The organism is Intestinimonas sp. MSJ-38, from assembly GCF_018917925.1.
Classification (GTDB): Bacteria; Bacillota; Clostridia; order Oscillospirales; family Butyricicoccaceae; genus Pseudobutyricicoccus.
Map to the genome: position 1 here is coordinate 29,037 of NZ_JAHLPO010000020.1, position 17,864 is coordinate 46,900.

Below are 17,864 nucleotides of genomic sequence, written 5' to 3' on the forward strand. Positions count from 1 at the left end.
TTTAGATTTCTTCCTTTTTGAAGTTGTCGGAATAAAGCAGTTTTCCGTAAAGAAGCATAAAGGAAAAATAGAAACCGGAAGTGACGCTGAAAAGGATGTGCCCGGCCATAAACAGATAGAAGGCACACAGGCTCAGGCTGCAGAACACGGCAAAGGCCACCATGGTACGCTCCTTGATGAACTTCAGCACAAAGCCGAATCCCAGATTCAGATAGGGCCACAACATGAAGACTGCGCCCACCAGGCCGTAATAGAAGAGGACTTCGAAGACATCCATTTCGATGATGGCCTTCTGGCTGCCGCGGGTGATGCCGAAGAGCCATTTATAGACCCCGCCTTCCCGGAAATCCTGGAAAGCCGATCCCAGTTTGTTCTGCCGGCCGCTGAGCAAAGCGGTGGTGACGCCTTCCCGACGGGCAATGTTGCCGGTGTTGTTCAGCGAGCTGCTGATGTCGGCAAAGAGATTGCCGGAGAAAAGGGCCAGGATACCCAGCAGGATCAGACAGGCCAGGGCCACGATCACCAGACGGATCAAGGGCATCTTCTGCTTTTTGTGAATGAGCAGATACAGGGAATAGCCCAAAAGACCCACTCCAGCCACGCCCACAGCGGCAAAAGCAGTCTTGGTGCCGATGAGGCAGAGGGTGGCGATGGTAGCCGCCGGGGTATAGACCTGATAGATATACCGGACAATGCCGCATTTTTTCCGGTCCAGCAGCAGGAAGGTGCAGATGCACACCGGCAGAAGGACCATCAGCACGGCGGTGATGTCGTTGCCCGAATAGAAGAATCCCCGGGTGCCCCGCAGACCGAACCGGTCGGCGTAGGTGGTGTAGCCCATATCGGCGGCATAGGCCACCAGAATGGAAGTGGAAAGCACGGCCAGGGTAAAGGTGATCACACGGTTGATCTGATACAGCAGCCGCTCACGGCTGAGCTTTTTGTGCTGGAAGACCCGCCAGTAGACAAACAGCACCACCAGATTGTAACCAAAACGGGCGATGTATTGAAGGTCCGTAAAGGGGCTGAATTGATCCATGGGCCAGAAGATCTGTCCGGCCACCGAAAGCACCCACACCACGCCAATGGGCACGATGGTGAGAAGGGCCCGTTTATCCCAGCTTAGCAGGAGATAGAGCCCAAAGAGCACCAGCACAGTCATACGGATGAGCAGGCTGGGGGTAAAGGCCAGGTTGATCTGTTCCCAGGTCCGGTCGTACAGGTTTTCTATCAACATGATAAAAAGACCATTGCCGATGTCCAGGAACGGGTTGATGAAGAGGAACAGCCAGAAAAACTCTTCCAGCTTGTTCGTCACTTTCTGCATTGTATCACTCCTAAGATATCACAAGCTTGCATTTGCACACAGTTTATAGTATTTTAGCATAAAAAGGCCATAGATACAATGTCAATTTTGACGAAGGATTTGGAAAGAGATAAAATTTCGTTGCCAACAAAGGCGGGGGAGGGTACAATAAAAACATCCAATGCAATGGAAGGAGAAAATCAATATGGAAATCAAGCGCTATGAGGGCACTGGCCGGATGAGCCGGGCCGTCGTCCATGGGGACACCATTTATCTCTGCGGCCAGACCAGCCGGGAGGAAGCCGATGTGCAGGGCCAGACCAAAGCGGTGCTGGGTAAAATCGAGGATCTGCTGGGCAAGTATGGCTCGGATAAAGATCATATCCTCAGCGCCACCATCTATCTGAAGGATATGTCCCTGTTTGACAGCATGAATCAGGTGTGGGACGCTTGGGTCAACGATGGCCATGAGCCGGCCCGCTGCTGTGTGGAGGCCAAAATGGCCGCCGACTGCATCCTGGTGGAGATCTCCATCATCGCCGCGGTAAAATAAAAAGAGAAAAGACGCCGGATCTGAACTGCACCCCAAAAAGTTAGACAATATTCTGAAGTAAAAATTGTTCAAGCAGCCGAAAGGGCTTGCTGTCTGTGAATTGCAGGCGGCAAGCCCTTTCGCTTTGCCTTGATGCGCCGATTGTTGTAATAGTCCAGATATTCAATGAGTTCCAGCTTGAAGTGTTCCATGGATTGAAATTCCTGCAAATACAGCAGCTCACTTTTGAGCAGCCCGAAGAAATTTTCTATCACAGCATTGTCCAGACAGTTTCCCTTGCGGCTCATGCTCTGGCGAACACCTTTCTCCCGGAGCATCTGTTGGTATTGTTTGTGTTAGTACTGCCAGCCCTGGTCAGAATGGAGAATCAGGTTTGTTCCGGCCGGGATCTTTGTAAACGCCTCGTCCAGCATGGTGGTTACCATGCTGAGTACAGGACGATCCGATATGGTGTAACTGACCAGATCGCTGCTGTGCAGATCGAGGACGGGAGAGAGATAGAGCTTCTCTCCAAACAAACTGAACTCTGTCACATCTGTAACCCATTTCCGATTCGGCTTTCCGGCGCGGAAGTCCCGATTTAGCAGATTTGGCGCAATTTTGCCCACTTCTCCCTTATAAGAGCGATACTTCTTCATCCTGACACGGCAAACTAAGCCCAACTCTTTCATAAGCCGCTGGACAGTCTTGTGGTTCACAGAGAATTTACGCTTGCGAAGTTCTGCCGTGATCCGGCGATAGCCGTACCGGCCCCTGTTTTCGTGGTAAATTGCTGCGATTTCTTCCTTAACAGATGCATATTTGTCTTCTCTCTGCATCTGCTTCAAATGATAGTAGAAAGATGCACGGGGCAGTTGAGCGATTGAGAGCAGTATACTGAGTGCGTGTTTTTGCCTTAGCTTTTGAACTACCAGCGTTTTTTGTGCTGGCGTCGCTCGTCTTCCAAAACCAAGGCTTGCAAGTTTTTTAGGTAGTCATTCTCCGCACGCAGCCGCTGAACTTCTGCCAGCAGATCTTCCGTTACCTCCTTCGGCAGCCGCTTTGGCGGACGGCCCTTACTGCTGCGGCCCCGTCGCTCAACCGACAAGCCTTCCGGCCCTTCTTCCAAATAAATGCGTTCCCAGCGCTCTATAATTTTATGGTCGTTAATTCCAAATTCCTGCATCGCTGCATAGATACTCAGATGTCCTTTTTTCATGGTTTCTACAACCATTCTCTTGAACTCCAGCGTATATCGTTTGTTTGGTACTCCTTTTGGCATAGCAAAACACCCCACTTGTTAGATAGTATATCATACTGTCTAACAAATGGGGTGCAGTTCAATCAAGCCGGCGTCTTTTTTTATCCGGACTACCGGGGCAGGATCAGGCCGATGAGAAGCAGCATCCCCACCAGCAGAAGAAAGGCCCAGAAGCTGACAGAAATCAGGCAGATCCAGGGACGACACCGGTCACAGAAGGGAAATTTGCTCCAAATGTTCCGGTAATTGCCCAGCCACAGAGTTTCAGATAGGAAAATCAGAAAGGTGCCGGTCCGAAAGACGATCAGTGTGGCCCTGGTGCCCTCTTTCAGCTGAATGGAAGAACACATGGACAAAAGCAGCAAATACCATAAAACACCCAGGCTGATCCGCCATAGCCGGCCGCTGCGCAGGCCAGGGGGAAGCCAGCTTCGCCAGCCACTCTGGCCTTCCAGATGGTGGGGCCACCGGCGATGCAGCGCCCTGGCCAGCTCGTCTACCGATTGAAAGCGCCGGGAAGGCTCCATGGCCAGGCATTTGTTGATCACCGGGGCCAGCGGACCCTGATAAGTAGGCGGGGAGGGAAGGCGCCCGGTGAGCATTTCGTGGAGCAGCACGCCCAGGGCATAGATATCCGCCGTAGGCTGGGAGGGAGAGAAGCCATATTGTTCCGGGGCGGCGTAGCCCGCCGTACCGATGAGTACCGTGTCCTGCCCTTTTCCAGGGGAAACCGCCTTGGCCGCATTGAAATCCACCAGAAAAAGCTGATTCTGAGGGGTGAGGATCAGGTTGCTGGGTTTGATGTCCCGATGGATGATGGGCGGTGAAAGGGCATGCAAGGGGCGGAGGATTCCGCACAGCTGGCAAAGAGTGGAGATAGCCTCCGGCACAGGGAGAGTTCCCTTTTCCTCCAGGATCTCTTTGAGGGAGCGGCCGGAAATATATTCCTCAATGACAAACAGCGGCCCGTCCCCCTGTATCAGCTGGAAAATGCGGGGGATGCCTGGCTGGGGGTTCTGCTGAAGATAGCGATACACTTGCAGATCGTAAACCTCCAGGGCTTTTTTCACATAGATTTTTTGCGTTTCTGTGTGCTGTACCAGCCATACCCGGTGATTTTCGTTGAGCAGAGCGATCTCCCGGTAATAAGACAGCTGCAGCTGGCTTTCCAGATCCATCTCTTGACCCAGCCTCCAGTCCTTGGTAATATAAAGGGACAACGCTATGATACCACAAGGGAGGAACGGATGAAAGAGCCAAGAAAGGACAGCACCTCTTCTTTGCTGGAGGTTTTGCGCTCGGCCCACCCGGCGGACATTGTCGAATACCATCGCCGGTATCTTCAGGGCAAGGTGCCCACCTTTGCCAGCTGGGTGGATGAGATCATAGAGAGCAAAGGGATGACCCGACAGGAGATCTTTCAGCAGGCCGACATTCCTCAGAAATACGGCTATAAGCTGCTGGCAGGAGAAAAGCATACCACCGACCGGGACAAGCTGCTGCGGCTGTTTTTTGCCATGGGGCTGGAGCTTCCCCAGGCCCAGCGGGGTTTGGAGCTTTATGGCCTGGCGGCCCTCTATCCCCGGAAAAAACGGGATGCCATATTGATCATCGCTTTCAATCGAGGCATATCATGGGTGGATCAGGTGGACGATCTTCTGATTCAGCATGGTGAGCCTCCTCTTTCCCGATGCCGGGACTGATTTCCCCCTGTTTGGGGGAAACAGTCCTGGCTTTTTTTGTTATGATGCACATTGCAAAGAGCACAAAGCACAGGAAAGGAGAAAGAAAAATGGATGGCAAGACCCTGGCCGGTATTCTGCGGGAAAAGTACCAGGGAGCCAGCCGGAACGAAGCGGCCTGTCAGGTGCATTTGTTTGGCATCCAATATGCCGAAGTGCTGCGGGAATGTTCCTGGCCTCTGCGGGAGATCGTCAAGGAGTCGGGCATCGGCATGGGGTATCTGTCCGAGGTGAACAAAGGCATCAAGCTGGCCCGGTATGTCCAGCTGAAAGAGGAGATCGCCCCAGGCGATGCTCCCACGCAAAACGGGAAACTGTAAGGGAAAGAGAGGAAAAACAAATGAAAACAGCAAAGCTGATTATCGGCATCATCAGCATCGTTCTCACTTTTTTGGTATTGTTCCAGTCCTGCGCCGCCGGACTGGGGGACGCCATGATGGATGAAGGAGGCACCAGCGGCTTTTCCGGGCTGTTTGTGGCCATTCTGATGCTTATTGGCGGTATTGTGGCCATTGCGGCCCGCAATAGCCGGGGAGGAGGTATTTTCTGCACCATCCTCTACGGTCTGGCCGGGCTTCTGGGCTTAACGGCCCAGGGGATCTTCGAAGATCTGGTGATCTGGGGTGGATTGTGCCTGATTTTCGCTGTGATCTTCCTGATCTCGGTGATCCGGTGGAAAAAGAACCCCCAGCAGCCGGTGACAAAAGAGGAAAAGGGGAAAACAGAATGAAGAAAAGATGGATTGCTCTTGTTTTGGCCCTTTGCATGGTCTGGACTTTGTCCGCCTGTACCGGTGAAACCCCATCCCGCAAACCCATTCAGGAGGATGGGGCCCAAGAGGATCAGCAGGGCAGAAACACCGCCGGGGAGAAAGAGGAAGAAAAGGAAGAGCAGGAAGAACAGGGACTTCCTACGGTGGAAAAGCAGGTGCTTCTGGATCAGGATGGGTTGATGATCACCGCAGTGGAACTGACGGAAGACCCCATTTGGGGCATCGGACTCAAGCTCCTTGTGGAAAACAATTCCCAGAGGAATTATGCTCTTCGGTGCGATACCTTGGCGGTCAACGGCTATATGATGAGCACATTGCTGTTTTCGGCCGATGTGGCTGCGGGGAAAAAGGCCAATGAAACCATGTATTTTTCCGATGGTGATCTGGAAGGAGCCGGGATCGTAAAGATCATGGATATCACCGCCCGCTTTGCGGCCTATGATCCCGATTCCTATGAGGATCTGTGGGGCCCAGTAGAGGTGAACATTCCCACCTCGGCAGCGGGAAGTGAGGAGCAGCCGGCCATGGATGAGGGAAAAGAGCTGTATAACCAGAATGGCGTGCGCATTGTGGGCCGCTATGTGGAGGAGGATACCTTTTGGGGGGCCGGTGTGGTACTGTTTTTGGAAAACACCGGAGAAGAGGATGTGGTTGTTTCCTGCGATGATATGTCTGTCAATGGATTTATGGTCACCCCATATCTCCACTGCCAGGTGAACGCCGATTGCCGGGCGATGGCCAACATCACCGTAATGGAAAGCGATCTGGAGGCAAACGGCATCCAGGCGGTGGAAAATATCCAGCTGACCTTCCAGGGTTATTCTCCGGACAGTTATGATACCCTGTTTCAAACCGATCCAGTGGAGTTTTCGGTGGCGCAATAGAAAAAATGCCCGGCCATTGGCCCAATGTCACTTAGTTAATCTAAAAACCCAGCCGTTGAGGGGTGGAAAGATACTTTCCTCTTCTTAACGGCTGGGTGCTTTTTGGGCTGTTGCATTTAATTAACCGCAAATTTTAACAAAATGCAAAGAATTACCCAATCCGCTTGCTTTTTCCGTCGCATGGAGATAGTTTAAACTAAACGCCGTGGTGAACGGTGTTCGCAAGCAGAATTTGAGACAGCCAAAATGTGAGAGTTTAGCCAAAATTGATTGAGTTTTAGAAGTTACGGAACGGCGGTCAATCTGCCGCGTAACCCCAAATCGCCCTCCTTTGTTCAGAATGACGGTATTCCAAACGGCGTAAATCAACTTCATGTCACGCCGCTTTATGACATTCTCAGCCGTACCTTTGCCGATGTCATCATTCAACCGGAGCCAAAGAAAGATGAAATCGGCGCGTTAGTCACCATGTTGCAACGCAACGACTTCGAAGAAAAGACGCTGATAATAGCCGATAGAGGTTTTTGAAAGCTACAATCTTATCGCCCATTGTTTAGAAAAACCGAACACAGATTTTCTCATTTGCATCAAGCAAAGCCGCTCCGCCATGCGAGAGGTGGCGAAGCTGCCCTTGTGCGAACTGGATTGCGACATCGGTTTTACCATCACCACCACGCAGACCAATGAGGACAAGCAAAACGGCTACATTCATCTGCAAGTGCCGAAGAAAAGCAAGGCAGGTTCCAAGACGCGGCGCGGACGCTGGGACTTTCCATCGCCCTATCCGATGAAACTCCGCGTTTGCCGTTTTCTGCTGGACAACGGCGAGTTTGAAACGGTTGCCACTTCTCTGCCCCCGTCCTTTACGCTTGCGGATATTCGGGAACTGTATCATCTCCGTTGGGGCATAGAAACGGCCTTCCGTGACTGGAAATATACGCTTGGCCTCGTCAATCTGCACGGCAAATCGGACGCGTTCGCGGAACAGGAGATATACGCCAGTTTGACCGCGTTTAACTTCGCAAGCCGCGTCTGTAATGAAGTCGTTGCCCGTCAGCCGAAAAACGGCGTTTACGCCTACAAGGTGAATTTCAAAATGGCGGTCATGCTCTGCAAGGAGTTCTTGCGAACGCCCCGCGCGGACAGTGAAAAGCTGTTGGAGAAAATCGCACGGCATACTGTTCCCATTCGTCCGAACAGGCAGGACGAGCGCAATTTGAAAGTGAAAGGTTTCGCAGGATTTGTCTACCGCGTAGCCGCTTGACAAAAAAGAGGGGGTGGTGTTTGCGGACACCGCCCCCTCAACGCATTTATTTTTTGAAACCCCTGTTTTTGGGGGTCAAAACAGGCATTTTCAGAAAAATAAATGCCGCCTTAACTTAACAGCCGCAGCGGAAAGACTTGTGAGCGACGCATCGGGGCATATCGGAAGACAAACCGCCCAAGCATACAGCAAGGCCTCGCAACGATGCCGAAATCAGCGAAAACTACCGCAAACCAGCAGAGCGAAATCATTCCAAGGAAATCTCAACAAGTCCTGCCAATGCTCTGAAAATTCCATCACGGGTTTTCTGCGGTCCATCTTTTTTATTGCTCTGTATGGAAACGCATGATATGATGGATTTGGAAGCGGTGAAAGAAACCGGCAAATCGGAACTTGTGAGGGCAAAATGGATATTAAATTATATTATCAGGAAAAAGGAACTGGCGAACCGCTTATACTCTTGCACGGAAACGGCGAAGATAGTTCCTATTTCATAAATCAAATAGATTATTTTCAAAACGCATACCATGTAATTGCACTAGACACAAGAGGTCATGGAAAAACTCCGAGAGGTGATGCACCCTTTACCATTGAACAATTCTCCTGCGATTTATACGATTTTATGCAGGGGCATCAAATTTCAAATGCGATAATTTTGGGTTTTTCGGATGGGGCGAACATTGCGATGAAATTCGCAATAAAGCATCCCAGTATGGTGAAGGGCTTAATTTTGAACGGCGGTAACCTCGAACCAATGGGTGTAAAACGAACAACGCAAATCCCGATTGAAATCGGATATAAGATTGCAAGCCGCTTTGCTGATAAATCGGCAGATGCCAAAAGAAATGCCGAAATGCTCGGCTTAATGGTAAACGAGCCGAATATCAAGCCGTCTGAATTGTCGCTAATCTCAATGCCTACATTGGTCATTTGCGGAACAAAGGATATGATTAAAGAATCACATACAAAGAAAATCGCTGAACATCTTCCAAATGCGAAATTAGCCATCGTTCAAGGGAATCATTTTATTGCAAACAAGAACCCAGCGGCATTTAATCAGGCAGTTGATGCTTTCCTGAAAACGATCTGACATCTTCCAATTTGTTGCGTGTTTGAACAGAGTGAAAATTCCAGTTTGATGAAGTACAAGGCCATCTTCGAGCGCAACGCCGACCGTCTTGTGAACGCCAACACCATTTACGAGGAACAGGTCATTGTCCTGCCCGCGAAGTAAGCACGATTTTCCAAAGCAAAAAATACCCAGCTCGACTTTTCGAGGTGGGTATTTTTTGTGCGCGCCGGTTTTGCTTAACTTAATGACATTGGGCATTGGCCTGGGGATTTTTTGCATAAAAAGGCGGGCACCCAAAGGTGCCCGCCTCATTTCATTACCTGTTACGGCCGGAGAAAGGGGAGATTAGTCCCAGTTCTCGGTGGCGCGCTTGGTCAGGCGGTTGTACTTCTTCTTGGCTTCTTCCGCAGCCAGGGAGTACATAGCCTCAGCCTTGTCGGGGAAGGAGCGGGCCAGAGCGGTGTAACGGACTTCTCTCTTGATGAAGTCTTCGTAGTTGCCCTTGGGCTCCTTGCTGTCCAGCTGGAAGGGATTCTTGCCTTCGGCCTTCAGTCTGGGATCATAGCGGAACAGATGCCAGTAGCCGGCTTCCACAGCGGCCTTGATCTCCAGCTGACTGTTGCCCATGCCGCCCTTGATGCCGTGCATCTCGCAGGGAGCATAGCCGATGACCAGGGAGGGACCGTGATAGCTTTCGGCCTCAACCAGAGCACGAACGGTCTGCTGGTAGTTGGCGCCCATACCGATCTGAGCCACATAGATGTAGCCATAGCTCATGGAGATGGCAGCCAGATCCTTTTTCTTGATGGCCTTGCCGGAAGCGGCGAACTGAGCAACCTGGCCGATCTGAGAGGCCTTGGAAGCCTGGCCGCCGGTGTTGGAGTACACTTCGGTATCGAAGACCATGATGTTCACATCTTCGCCGGAAGCCAGCACATGGTCCACGCCACCGTAGCCGATGTCATAGGCCCAGCCGTCGCCGCCGAAGATCCACACGCTTCTCTTAGCCAGGAAGTCCTTATCCTTCAGGATCTCCTTGGACAGCTCGCAGCCAGCCTCAGCAGCCTTCTCCAGTTCGGGGATCAGGGCATCGGTGGCCTTGCGGGAAGCAGCGCTGTTGGTCTGAGTGTCCAGATAGGTCTGGCAGGCTTCCTTCAGGGAGCCTTCGGCCTTCTCCATCACCTTTTCAACCTTAGCAGCCAGGCGCTCCCGCAGCTGACGGGTGGCGATGGCAATGCCCAGGCCGAACTCGGCGTTGTCTTCGAAGAGGGAGTTAGCCCAGGAAGGACCGCGGCCCTGCTTGTTGACAGTGTAGGGAACAGCAGGTGCGCTGCCGCCCCAGATGGAGGAACAACCAGTGGCGTTGGCAATGCTCATGCGGTCGCCGAACAGCTGAGTGATCAGGCGGGCATAGGCGGTCTCAACGCAGCCGGCGCAGGCGCCGGAGAACTCAAGCAGAGGCTGCTTGAACTGGCTGCCCTTGACAGTTTCCACAGACAGGCCGGTATCCTTCTCGCTGATGTGCTTGACAGCGTAATCGAAGGCTTCCTGCTGATCCATCTGGCTGGCCAGGGGCTTCATCACCAGGGCCTTGTTGGGAGCCGGGCAGATGTTGGCGCAGAGGCCGCAGCCCATGCAGTCCAGAGGATCGACCTGCATAACAAAGGTGTAATTCTCGCAGCCCTTGCCGATCATCTTCTTGCCCTTCATGGAAGCGGGAGCATTCTTCATTTCTTCCTCGCTCACAGCATAGGGACGGATGGTGGCATGGGGGCAGACGAAGGAGCACTGGGTGCACTGGATGCAGTTTTCAGGAATCCACTCGGGAACATCCACTGCAACGCCGCGCTTCTCATAGGCGGAAACGCCCATGGGGAAGGTGCCATCGGCGGCCTTCTCAAAGGTGGAAACAGGCAGCTGGTTGCCCTTCTGCTCAGAGATGGGAACCAGAACGTCCTTCACAAAGTCCACCAGCTCAGCCTTGCCCTCGTAGGTCTTTTCCACGGGAGCGTCCACAGCGGTCTTCCAGGACTCGGGCACATTGATCTCGGTGATGGAATCCACACCGGTGTCGATGGCCTTGTAGTTCATCTGAACGATGTCTTCGCCCTTGCGGCCATAGGTCTTCTTGGCAGCTTCCTTCATGTACTGAACAGCGTCATCGATGGGGATGATGTTGGCCAGCTTGAAGAAGGCGGACTGGAGGATGGTGTTGGTACGCTTGCCCATGCCGATCTCACGGGCCTTGTCGATGGCGTCCACGATGTAGAACTTGATGTTGTTGTTGGCGATGTAGCTCTTCATGGAAGCGGGCAGATGAGCGTCCAGCTCCTCAGGCTTCCACTGGCAGTTGAGCAGGAAAGTGCCGCCGGGCTTGACATCCTGAACGATGTCGTACTTGTCCACATAAGAGGGGTTGTGGCAGGCGACGAAATCCGCACGGCTGACCAGATAGGGAGAGCGGATGGGAGACTTGCCGAAGCGCAGGTGGGAAACGGTCAGACCGCCTGTCTTCTTGGAGTCGTAGTCAAAGTATGCTTGAGCATACATATCGGTGTGGTCACCGATGATCTTGATGGAGTTCTTGTTGGCGCCCACAGTACCGTCGCCGCCCAGGCCCCAGAACTTGCAGGAGATGGTGCCTTCGGGGGTGGTGTCAGGAGCGTTCTCAGGATCCTTCAGGGACAGCTCAGTCACATCATCGTTGATGCCGATGGTGAACTTGCGCTTCATATCCTTGCTGTTCATGTTGTCATAGACAGCGAAGATATTGCTGCTGGGAGTGTCCTTGCTGCCCAGACCGTAACGGCCGCCGATCACATCGATGTTCCGGCCGGCCTGCTGCAGAGCGGCCACAACATCCAGATACAGAGGCTCGCCCAGAGAGCCAGGCTCCTTGGTGCGGTCCAAAACGGAGATGGTCTTGACGCTCTCAGGCAGAGCAGCGGCGAATTTCTCGGCCACGAAGGGACGATACAGACGAACCTTCAGCAGGCCCACCTTCTCGCCATGAGCCATCTTGTAGTCGATGACTTCTTCGATGGTGTCGCACACAGAGCCCATAGCCACGATGACATGCTCGGCATCGGCAGCGCCATAGTAGTTGAACAGCTGATAGTTGGTGCCGATCTTCTCGTTGACCTTGTTCATGTATTCCTCTACGATGCCGGGGATGGCTTCATAGTAGGGGTTGCAAGCTTCGCGGGCCTGGAAGAAGATGTCAGGATTCTGGGCGGTGCCCCGCAGAACGGGATGCTCAGGATTGAGGGCGCGGGCACGGAATTCCTGCACAGCGTCCATATCCACCATTTCCTTCAGGTCTTCGTAATCCCACTGAGCAACCTTCTGGATCTCGTGAGAGGTGCGGAAACCGTCGAAGAAATGCAGGAAGGGAACGCGGCCCTTGATGGCGGACAGATGGGCGACAGCGCCCAGGTCCATTACTTCCTGGGGATTGGTGCTGACCAGCATGGCAAAGCCAGTCTGGCGGCAAGCCATAACATCCTGATGGTCGCCGAAGATGGACAGAGCATGGGAAGCCAGAGCACGGGCGGAGCAATGAATGACGCCCGGCAGCAGCTCGCCGGCAATCTTGTACATGTTGGGGATCATCAGCAGCAGGCCCTGGGAAGCGGTGTAGGTGGTGGTCAGCGCACCAGCCGCCAGGGAGCCGTGGACAGCGCCAGCAGCGCCAGCCTCGGACTGCATCTCAACGACGCGGACTTCCTGTCCGAAAATGTTCTTCTGACCATGGGCAGACCACTGGTCGGCCAAGTCAGCCATTACGGACGAGGGAGTGATGGGGTAAATCGCAGCGACATCTGTGAACGCATAGGACACATGAGCCGCAGCGGTGTTACCGTCCATGGATTTCATTTTTCTAGCCATGGGGATCTCCTCCTTCAATAATATATGAAAGCTACCTAAATAACCGTATCTATTTTAGCAGATTCTTTCCCAAGTGTCCACAAAAGGCGGGTAAAAAAATAAAAAAATTCACTCAAGTGAACAGAGCACCGGAAATAGTGTAAAAATTTTGGCTCCCCGAGGAAAAACCGAAAAGCTGGTGGAAGAAGGGGGGCATGGGGAAAAAACCGAAACGAAAAAATAAGGCGTTTGACACCGACGAGGCGCTATTGTATCATGGATGCAGAGGAAATTGGAAGCTTTCGGAAAGAAAGCGGGGAAGGAGAGAAAAAGGATGGTATCCAAGGTCATGGCCGCCGGATTGCGGGGGATTCAGGGGGTGCCGGTTTTGTGCGAATGCGACCTGGCCAACGGTCTGCCTGCTTTTGAGATCGTGGGCCTGCCCGATGCCTCGGTGAAGGAGGCCCGGGATCGGGTGCGCTCAGCTGTGAAAAATTGTGGTTTTGATTTTCCCCTGCGGCGCATCACTGTCAACCTGGCTCCCGCCGACCTGAAAAAGGAAGGGCCGGTGTATGATCTTCCCATTCTGCTGGGGATTCTGTGGGCATCGGGGCAGATCCCGGCGGTGAGCCCCCGGCAGGCCTTTCTGGGAGAGTTGAGCCTGGACGGGGCGCTGCGGCCGGTGACCGGTGTGCTGCCCATGGCCCTGGCCTTGGGGGAAGAGGGAGTGGATACCCTGTTTGTGCCCCGGGAGAATGGGGCGGAAGCCTCGGTGGCGGCGGGAGTGAAGGTCATCCCCGTGTCCCATGTGAAAGAGCTGGTGGACCATCTGCGGGGAGAAGCAAAGCTCCAGCCGCTGCCGCCTTATGATTATGCCGGGCGGCGGGAAGAGGGGCCGGATTTTTCCGAGGTGATGGGCCAGGAAAGCGTCAAGCGGGCGCTGGAGGTGGCCGCCGCCGGTTCCCATCATGTGCTGCTCATCGGCCCGCCGGGGGCTGGCAAGAGCATGCTGGCCCGGCGTCTGCCCTCCATCCTTCCCGATCTTTCCTATGAAGAAGCCATGGAGACCACCAAGATCTTTTCGGTAGCCGGGCTGATGGAGCCGGGAGAACCCATGGTGGTCAGCCGTCCTTTCCGTGCACCCCATCACACCGTTTCGGCTGCCGGTCTGTCGGGCGGCGGGAAAAATCCCCGGCCTGGGGAGATCTCTCTGGCGCACAATGGGGTGCTTTTTCTGGATGAGCTGCCGGAGTTCCGGCGGGATGCTCTGGAGGTGCTGCGCCAGCCCTTGGAGGACGGCGTGGTCACCATCTCCCGGGTGGCGGGAGCCTGTTCATATCCCAGCCGGTTTATGCTGGTGTGCGCTATGAACCCCTGCAAATGCGGCTATTACGGCCATCCTTCCGGCCGGTGCACCTGTTCGGAACAGTCGGTGCGCCGTTACCGGCAGAAGATCTCCGGGCCGCTGCTGGACCGGATCGACATCCATGTGGAAGTGCCTTCGGTGGGCTATGAGGAATTGCGGCAACGGAAACCGGCAGAGCCTTCCGCCAGCATCCGGGAGCGGGTCAACAAGGCCCGGCGCATCCAGCAGGAGCGGTACCAGGGCTTGGGCATCCATTGCAACAGCCGTCTGACGCCTGGACTGATGGACCGGTATTGCCGGCCGGACCGGGAGGGAGAGCAGCTTTTGCGGGCGGCTTTTCAGACCCTGGGCCTGACGGCACGCTCCTATGACCGGGTGCTGAAGGTGGCCCGTACCATCGCCGATCTGGCGGGAAGCGAACAGGTGGGGGCCGAGCACATTGCCGAGGCCGTTCAATTCCGTTCCATGGACAAAGAACGCTTTTATTGAAAAAAGCTTTCATAACATCCTGTTTATACACGGACGAATAGGCTATTGTGGGCAACAGGGTGTAAACTGTGGACAACTCTGTGGATACTGTGGACAACTCGTTGACAGCACAAGATTCCTTCTTTTATCCCCAATCTGTGGATAAGGAAAAAAGAAGGGGGAAGATGTCGAAAATTCAACAAAAAGTAATCAAAACTTTACAACTAAGCTCTTTTTGTCAAGAGAAAAAGAAAAGAGAGCAAAAAAAGCAAAGTTTGAAGGGAGGAACCCATGGAAGTTTACTTTGGCGTGGACATTGGCACCTCCAGCCTGCGGTGCGGGGCCTTTGACCTCAAGGGCCGGCGGCTTTGGATAAGCCAGCAGGAGCTGAACCTGTTTACCGACACCCAGGGAGCGGCCGAGCAGGACCCGGAAGAGGTTTGGCAGGCCTTTTGCAGGGCTTTGACCCAGTGCGCTGCAAAGGGAAAGCCCCAGGGCGTGGGGCTCAGTGTTTATATGCACTCCCTTCTGGCGGTGGGCGAGGATTGGAATCCCTTGACTCCGGTTTTCACCTGGGCTGACAGCCGGGCAGTGGGGGAAGGTCGGATGCTGGGCAGTCTGCCCCAGACCCCCTCCCTTTACAAAAAGACCGGCTGCCGCTTTTCCCACCCCATGAGCCCGGCGGCCAAAATGCTTTGGCTGAAGAACCACCGGCCCCAGGTGTGGGAAAAAGCCGCTCATTTGGTGACGCTGAAGGAATTTCTGGTGCACCGGCTATGGGGAGAAAATGTGGTGGATCTGTCCGACGCATCTTCCATGGGGCTGCTTCAGATGGGCCGGGGAGAATGGGAAGAAGAAATGCTGGCCCTGGTGGGGGCGGGAAAAGACCGTTTGGGGATGCTGCGTCCTTGCACCAGCGCTCTTCCGCCCCTGCCTGCCTTTATGGCGGAAAAGCTGGGGATTCCGGCAGATACCCCCTTTGCGCTGGGGTCTACCGATGGCGTGCTGGCCAATGTGGGAGCGGGGGTCTTTTCGCAAGAAAGAATGACCACCAACATCGGCACCAGCGGCGCTTTGCGCACCATGCTTCCTGTGCCCTATGAGGATGAGGGACTGAGCCTTTGGTGCTATACCTTCCGGCCGGAGATGTGGGCGGTGGGAGGCTCCATCAACAATGGAGGACTGGTGCTCAAATGGCTGCGGGACCGGTTCCTTGTGCCCTTGGGCGGAAGCCAGGCGGGAGCTTATGCCCTGTTTGACCGGTGGGCCGAAGAAGTGCCGGTGGGATGTGAGGGGCTGGTGATGTCTCCGGCCCTCACCGGCGAGCGTTCCCCCGATTGGAACAGTGCCGCTGCTGGCGGGATGCACGGCCTGCGTCCCTTCCACGGTATCGAGCACATGGCTCGGGCCGCCATGGAAGGGGTGCTTTTCCGGATGTACAGCATTTACCGGCTGTTGGGAGAGCGGGGATTTGTCCCAGGAGAGCTAGTGGCCGGGGGTGGCTATGCCCGCTCAGAAGTGTGGCTTCAGATGCAGGCCGACCTCTTTGATTGTCCCATCCAGGTGCCCCGGGAGACCGAGTCCACCTTGCTGGGAGCGGCCTACTTGGCCATGGAAAACCGGGGAAAAGTGCAGTTTGGTCAGTTGCTGGAGGGAATGGAACCGGTGCGCCGCTATGAACCCCGGAAGGAAACCAGGGGCCCGTGGCAGGAAGCCTATGGCCGCTACCAGGAGCTATACCGCCGTTTGGAACAAGGGAAAGGGGAATGATCATGGAAAGGGAAAAAACCTGTCAGGGCGGGCTGATCGGCCTGGGTGTGATGGGCTGGAATCTGGCCCAGCAGCTGGGAGAAAAGGGTGTGCGTTTGGGGATTTATAACCGCACCGGTCAGGTGACCGATGAACGCCTGGAGGGGTATGAAGGAGGGAATCTGCATCCCTTTTACACCTTGGAAGAGCTGTGCAGCGCTTTGGATCGGCCCCGGAGAATCATTCTGATGGTCAAGGCTGGGCAGGCAGTGGATGGGCTTTTGGAAAGCCTTTTGTCTTTGCTGGAGCCAGGGGATGTGATCATCGATGGAGGAAACTCCTATTTCAAGGACACCCAAAACCGGGCAAAGCGGTGCCGGGAGAAGGGGGTCGTTTTTGTAGGGGCCGGGATTTCCGGCGGCGAGGAAGGGGCCAGGCATGGGGCGGCCATCATGCCGGGATGCTCCCAGCAGGTGTGGCCAATGATTGCGCCCTTGCTCCTTCCGGCGGCGGCCCAGGCGGAGGGAGAACCTTGCTGCACGCCTTTGGAAGGGGACGGCGCCGGGCATTTTGTGAAAATGGTCCATAACGGCATTGAATATGCCGATATGCAGCTGATCGCCGAATGTGTTTATCTGCTGCGTCGGGGGGCGGGCTGGGCGCCGGAAAAACTGGCGGCGCTGTTTGAAGAATGGAACCAGGGGGAACTGGAAAGCTATTTGGTGGAGATCACCGGTCATATCCTCTCCCAGCAGGACGAAGAGACAGGTAGGCCCATGGTGGATGTGATCCGAGGCCGGGCGGGGAACAAAGGCACCGGCAAATGGACCACTATGGAAGGTCTGGATCTGGGCCAGCCAGTGCCCACCATCGCCCAGGCCGTTTTTGCCCGGTACCTTTCCGCCCAGGAGGAAGAGCGGCAGAAGGCTGCCCAGGCGTTGGAAGGGGGAACGGCAGCCTTTGTGATGAAAGAGGAACAAGATATGGCGGAGATTTTGCGTCGAGCTTTGTATTGTGCCAAGGTCTGTGCCTATGCCCAGGGCTTTGCTCTGATGAGTCGGGCCGGGCAGGAATACAACTGGAAGCTGAAACTGGACCGGGTGGCCGCCATGTTCCGGGGCGGGTGCATCATCAGGGCCCGGTTTTTGAATGAAATCCGAAAAGCCTATGAGGAGCAGCCGGATCTGTCCAATCTGCTGCTGCATCCGGCTTTTTCCCGGAAGATGGGAGAGTATGTCCTCTCTCTCCGCCAGGTGGTGGCCTGGGGTGCTCTCAGCGGGGTGGCTCTGCCCGCCTTTTCCAGCGCCTTGAGCTATTATGACGGCCTGCGGGACCCGGTGGGTTCTGCTTCCCTCATCCAGGCCCAGCGGGATTATTTCGGCGCCCATACCTTCCAGCGGGTAGACCGGGATGGAATGTTTCACCGTCAGTGGTTTTAACAGAAAAGAACGCCCCAGGCTGCGTGAACTGCACCCCATTTGTTAGACAGTATGATATACTATCTAACAGATGGGGTGATTTATTATGTCAAGAGGAAAACCAAACAAACGATACACGCCGGAATTCAAGAAGCTGGTCGTA

The 17,864-nt window shown here is 54.5% G+C and carries 17 protein-coding genes; 11 read left to right on the forward strand and 6 right to left on the reverse strand.

All coding sequences use genetic code 11. The features are described from left to right. Nucleotide 1: 1 nt before the first annotated feature. On the reverse strand, nt 2-1,327 hold the full coding sequence (locus tag KQI26_RS11605; RefSeq protein WP_216504546.1) for an O-antigen ligase family protein: 1,326 nt from the start codon (nt 1,325-1,327) through the stop codon (nt 2-4). A 184-nt stretch (nt 1,328-1,511) separates the two neighbouring features. Between KQI26_RS11605 and KQI26_RS11610 the strand changes: the two genes are divergently transcribed. Then, the gene (locus tag KQI26_RS11610) at nt 1,512-1,859 is read left to right on the forward strand and encodes a RidA family protein (protein ID WP_118426237.1); all 348 of its coding nucleotides are present in this window, start codon (nt 1,512-1,514) and stop codon (nt 1,857-1,859) included. A gap of 68 nt (nt 1,860-1,927) precedes the next feature. On the opposite strand, the gene KQI26_RS11615 is transcribed toward KQI26_RS11610, so the two are convergent. The 4 genes from KQI26_RS11615 to KQI26_RS11630 all read right to left on the reverse strand — a co-directional run bounded on the left by KQI26_RS11615 (nt 1,928) and on the right by KQI26_RS11630 (nt 4,277). Next, nucleotides 1,928-2,176 carry an IS3 family transposase gene (locus KQI26_RS11615; RefSeq protein WP_256447878.1) on the reverse strand — a complete coding sequence of 83 codons (249 nt, stop codon included), beginning with the start codon at nt 2,174-2,176 and terminating at the stop codon, nt 1,928-1,930. A gap of 18 nt (nt 2,177-2,194) precedes the next feature. Next, the gene (locus KQI26_RS11620; protein ID WP_216504561.1) at nt 2,195-2,773 is read right to left on the reverse strand and encodes an IS3 family transposase; all 579 of its coding nucleotides are present in this window, start codon (nt 2,771-2,773) and stop codon (nt 2,195-2,197) included. Continuing rightward, nucleotides 2,767-3,120 carry a helix-turn-helix domain-containing protein gene (locus KQI26_RS11625; RefSeq protein ID WP_216504548.1) on the reverse strand — a complete coding sequence of 118 codons (354 nt, stop codon included), beginning with the start codon at nt 3,118-3,120 and terminating at the stop codon, nt 2,767-2,769. The genes KQI26_RS11620 and KQI26_RS11625 overlap by 7 nt, the downstream gene beginning before the upstream one ends. Nucleotides 3,121-3,209: 89 nt before the next feature. Beyond that, nucleotides 3,210-4,277: a serine/threonine-protein kinase gene (locus KQI26_RS11630; RefSeq protein WP_216504549.1), complete on the reverse strand. Its 1,068-nt coding sequence runs from the start codon at nt 4,275-4,277 to the stop codon at nt 3,210-3,212. Nucleotides 4,278-4,346: 69 nt separating this feature from the next. Between KQI26_RS11630 and KQI26_RS11635 the strand changes: the two genes are divergently transcribed. The 7 genes from KQI26_RS11635 (at nt 4,347) to KQI26_RS11665 (ending at nt 8,851) form a co-directional block, all read left to right on the forward strand. Beyond that, on the forward strand, nt 4,347-4,802 hold the full coding sequence (locus tag KQI26_RS11635; protein ID WP_216504550.1) for a hypothetical protein: 456 nt from the start codon (nt 4,347-4,349) through the stop codon (nt 4,800-4,802). 89 nt (nt 4,803-4,891) lie between these two features. Next, nucleotides 4,892-5,161 (forward strand): hypothetical protein, encoded by a 270-nt coding sequence (locus KQI26_RS11640; protein ID WP_118426234.1) that lies wholly within the window; start codon nt 4,892-4,894, stop codon nt 5,159-5,161. 20 nt (nt 5,162-5,181) lie between these two features. Then, nucleotides 5,182-5,571 carry a hypothetical protein gene (locus KQI26_RS11645; protein WP_216504551.1) on the forward strand — a complete coding sequence of 130 codons (390 nt, stop codon included), beginning with the start codon at nt 5,182-5,184 and terminating at the stop codon, nt 5,569-5,571. Beyond that, a complete protein-coding gene (locus KQI26_RS11650) occupies nt 5,568-6,497 on the forward strand; it encodes a hypothetical protein (protein ID WP_216504552.1) in 930 nt (309 codons plus the stop codon). Before KQI26_RS11645 ends, KQI26_RS11650 begins: the two co-directional genes overlap by 4 nt. 270 nt (nt 6,498-6,767) lie before the next feature. After that, complete coding sequence (locus KQI26_RS11655; protein ID WP_216504553.1) at nt 6,768-7,025, forward strand: hypothetical protein; 258 nt, start codon at nt 6,768-6,770, stop codon at nt 7,023-7,025. 13 nt (nt 7,026-7,038) lie between these two features. Beyond that, a complete protein-coding gene (locus tag KQI26_RS11660; protein ID WP_371744145.1) occupies nt 7,039-7,761 on the forward strand; it encodes a transposase in 723 nt (240 codons plus the stop codon). Nucleotides 7,762-8,167: 406 nt separating this feature from the next. Next, nucleotides 8,168-8,851 carry an alpha/beta fold hydrolase gene (locus KQI26_RS11665; protein WP_216504554.1) on the forward strand — a complete coding sequence of 228 codons (684 nt, stop codon included), beginning with the start codon at nt 8,168-8,170 and terminating at the stop codon, nt 8,849-8,851. Nucleotides 8,852-9,178: 327 nt separating this feature from the next. On the opposite strand, the gene nifJ is transcribed toward KQI26_RS11665, so the two are convergent. Continuing rightward, nucleotides 9,179-12,721, reverse strand: coding sequence for a pyruvate:ferredoxin (flavodoxin) oxidoreductase (gene nifJ, locus KQI26_RS11670; RefSeq protein ID WP_216504555.1), 3,543 nt, complete (start codon nt 12,719-12,721; stop codon nt 9,179-9,181). Nucleotides 12,722-13,034: 313 nt separating this feature from the next. Between nifJ and KQI26_RS11675 the strand changes: the two genes are divergently transcribed. The 3 genes from KQI26_RS11675 to gndA all read left to right on the forward strand — a co-directional run bounded on the left by KQI26_RS11675 (nt 13,035) and on the right by gndA (nt 17,722). Beyond that, nucleotides 13,035-14,555 carry a YifB family Mg chelatase-like AAA ATPase gene (locus KQI26_RS11675; RefSeq protein WP_216504556.1) on the forward strand — a complete coding sequence of 507 codons (1,521 nt, stop codon included), beginning with the start codon at nt 13,035-13,037 and terminating at the stop codon, nt 14,553-14,555. Nucleotides 14,556-14,825: 270 nt separating this feature from the next. Beyond that, nucleotides 14,826-16,304, forward strand: a complete 1,479-nt coding sequence (locus KQI26_RS11680; RefSeq protein ID WP_216504557.1) for a gluconokinase — start codon at nt 14,826-14,828, stop codon at nt 16,302-16,304. Between the two features lie 2 nt (nt 16,305-16,306). Next, nucleotides 16,307-17,722: an NADP-dependent phosphogluconate dehydrogenase gene (gene gndA / locus KQI26_RS11685; protein ID WP_216504558.1), complete on the forward strand. Its 1,416-nt coding sequence runs from the start codon at nt 16,307-16,309 to the stop codon at nt 17,720-17,722. Nucleotides 17,723-17,864 lie beyond the last annotated feature (142 nt).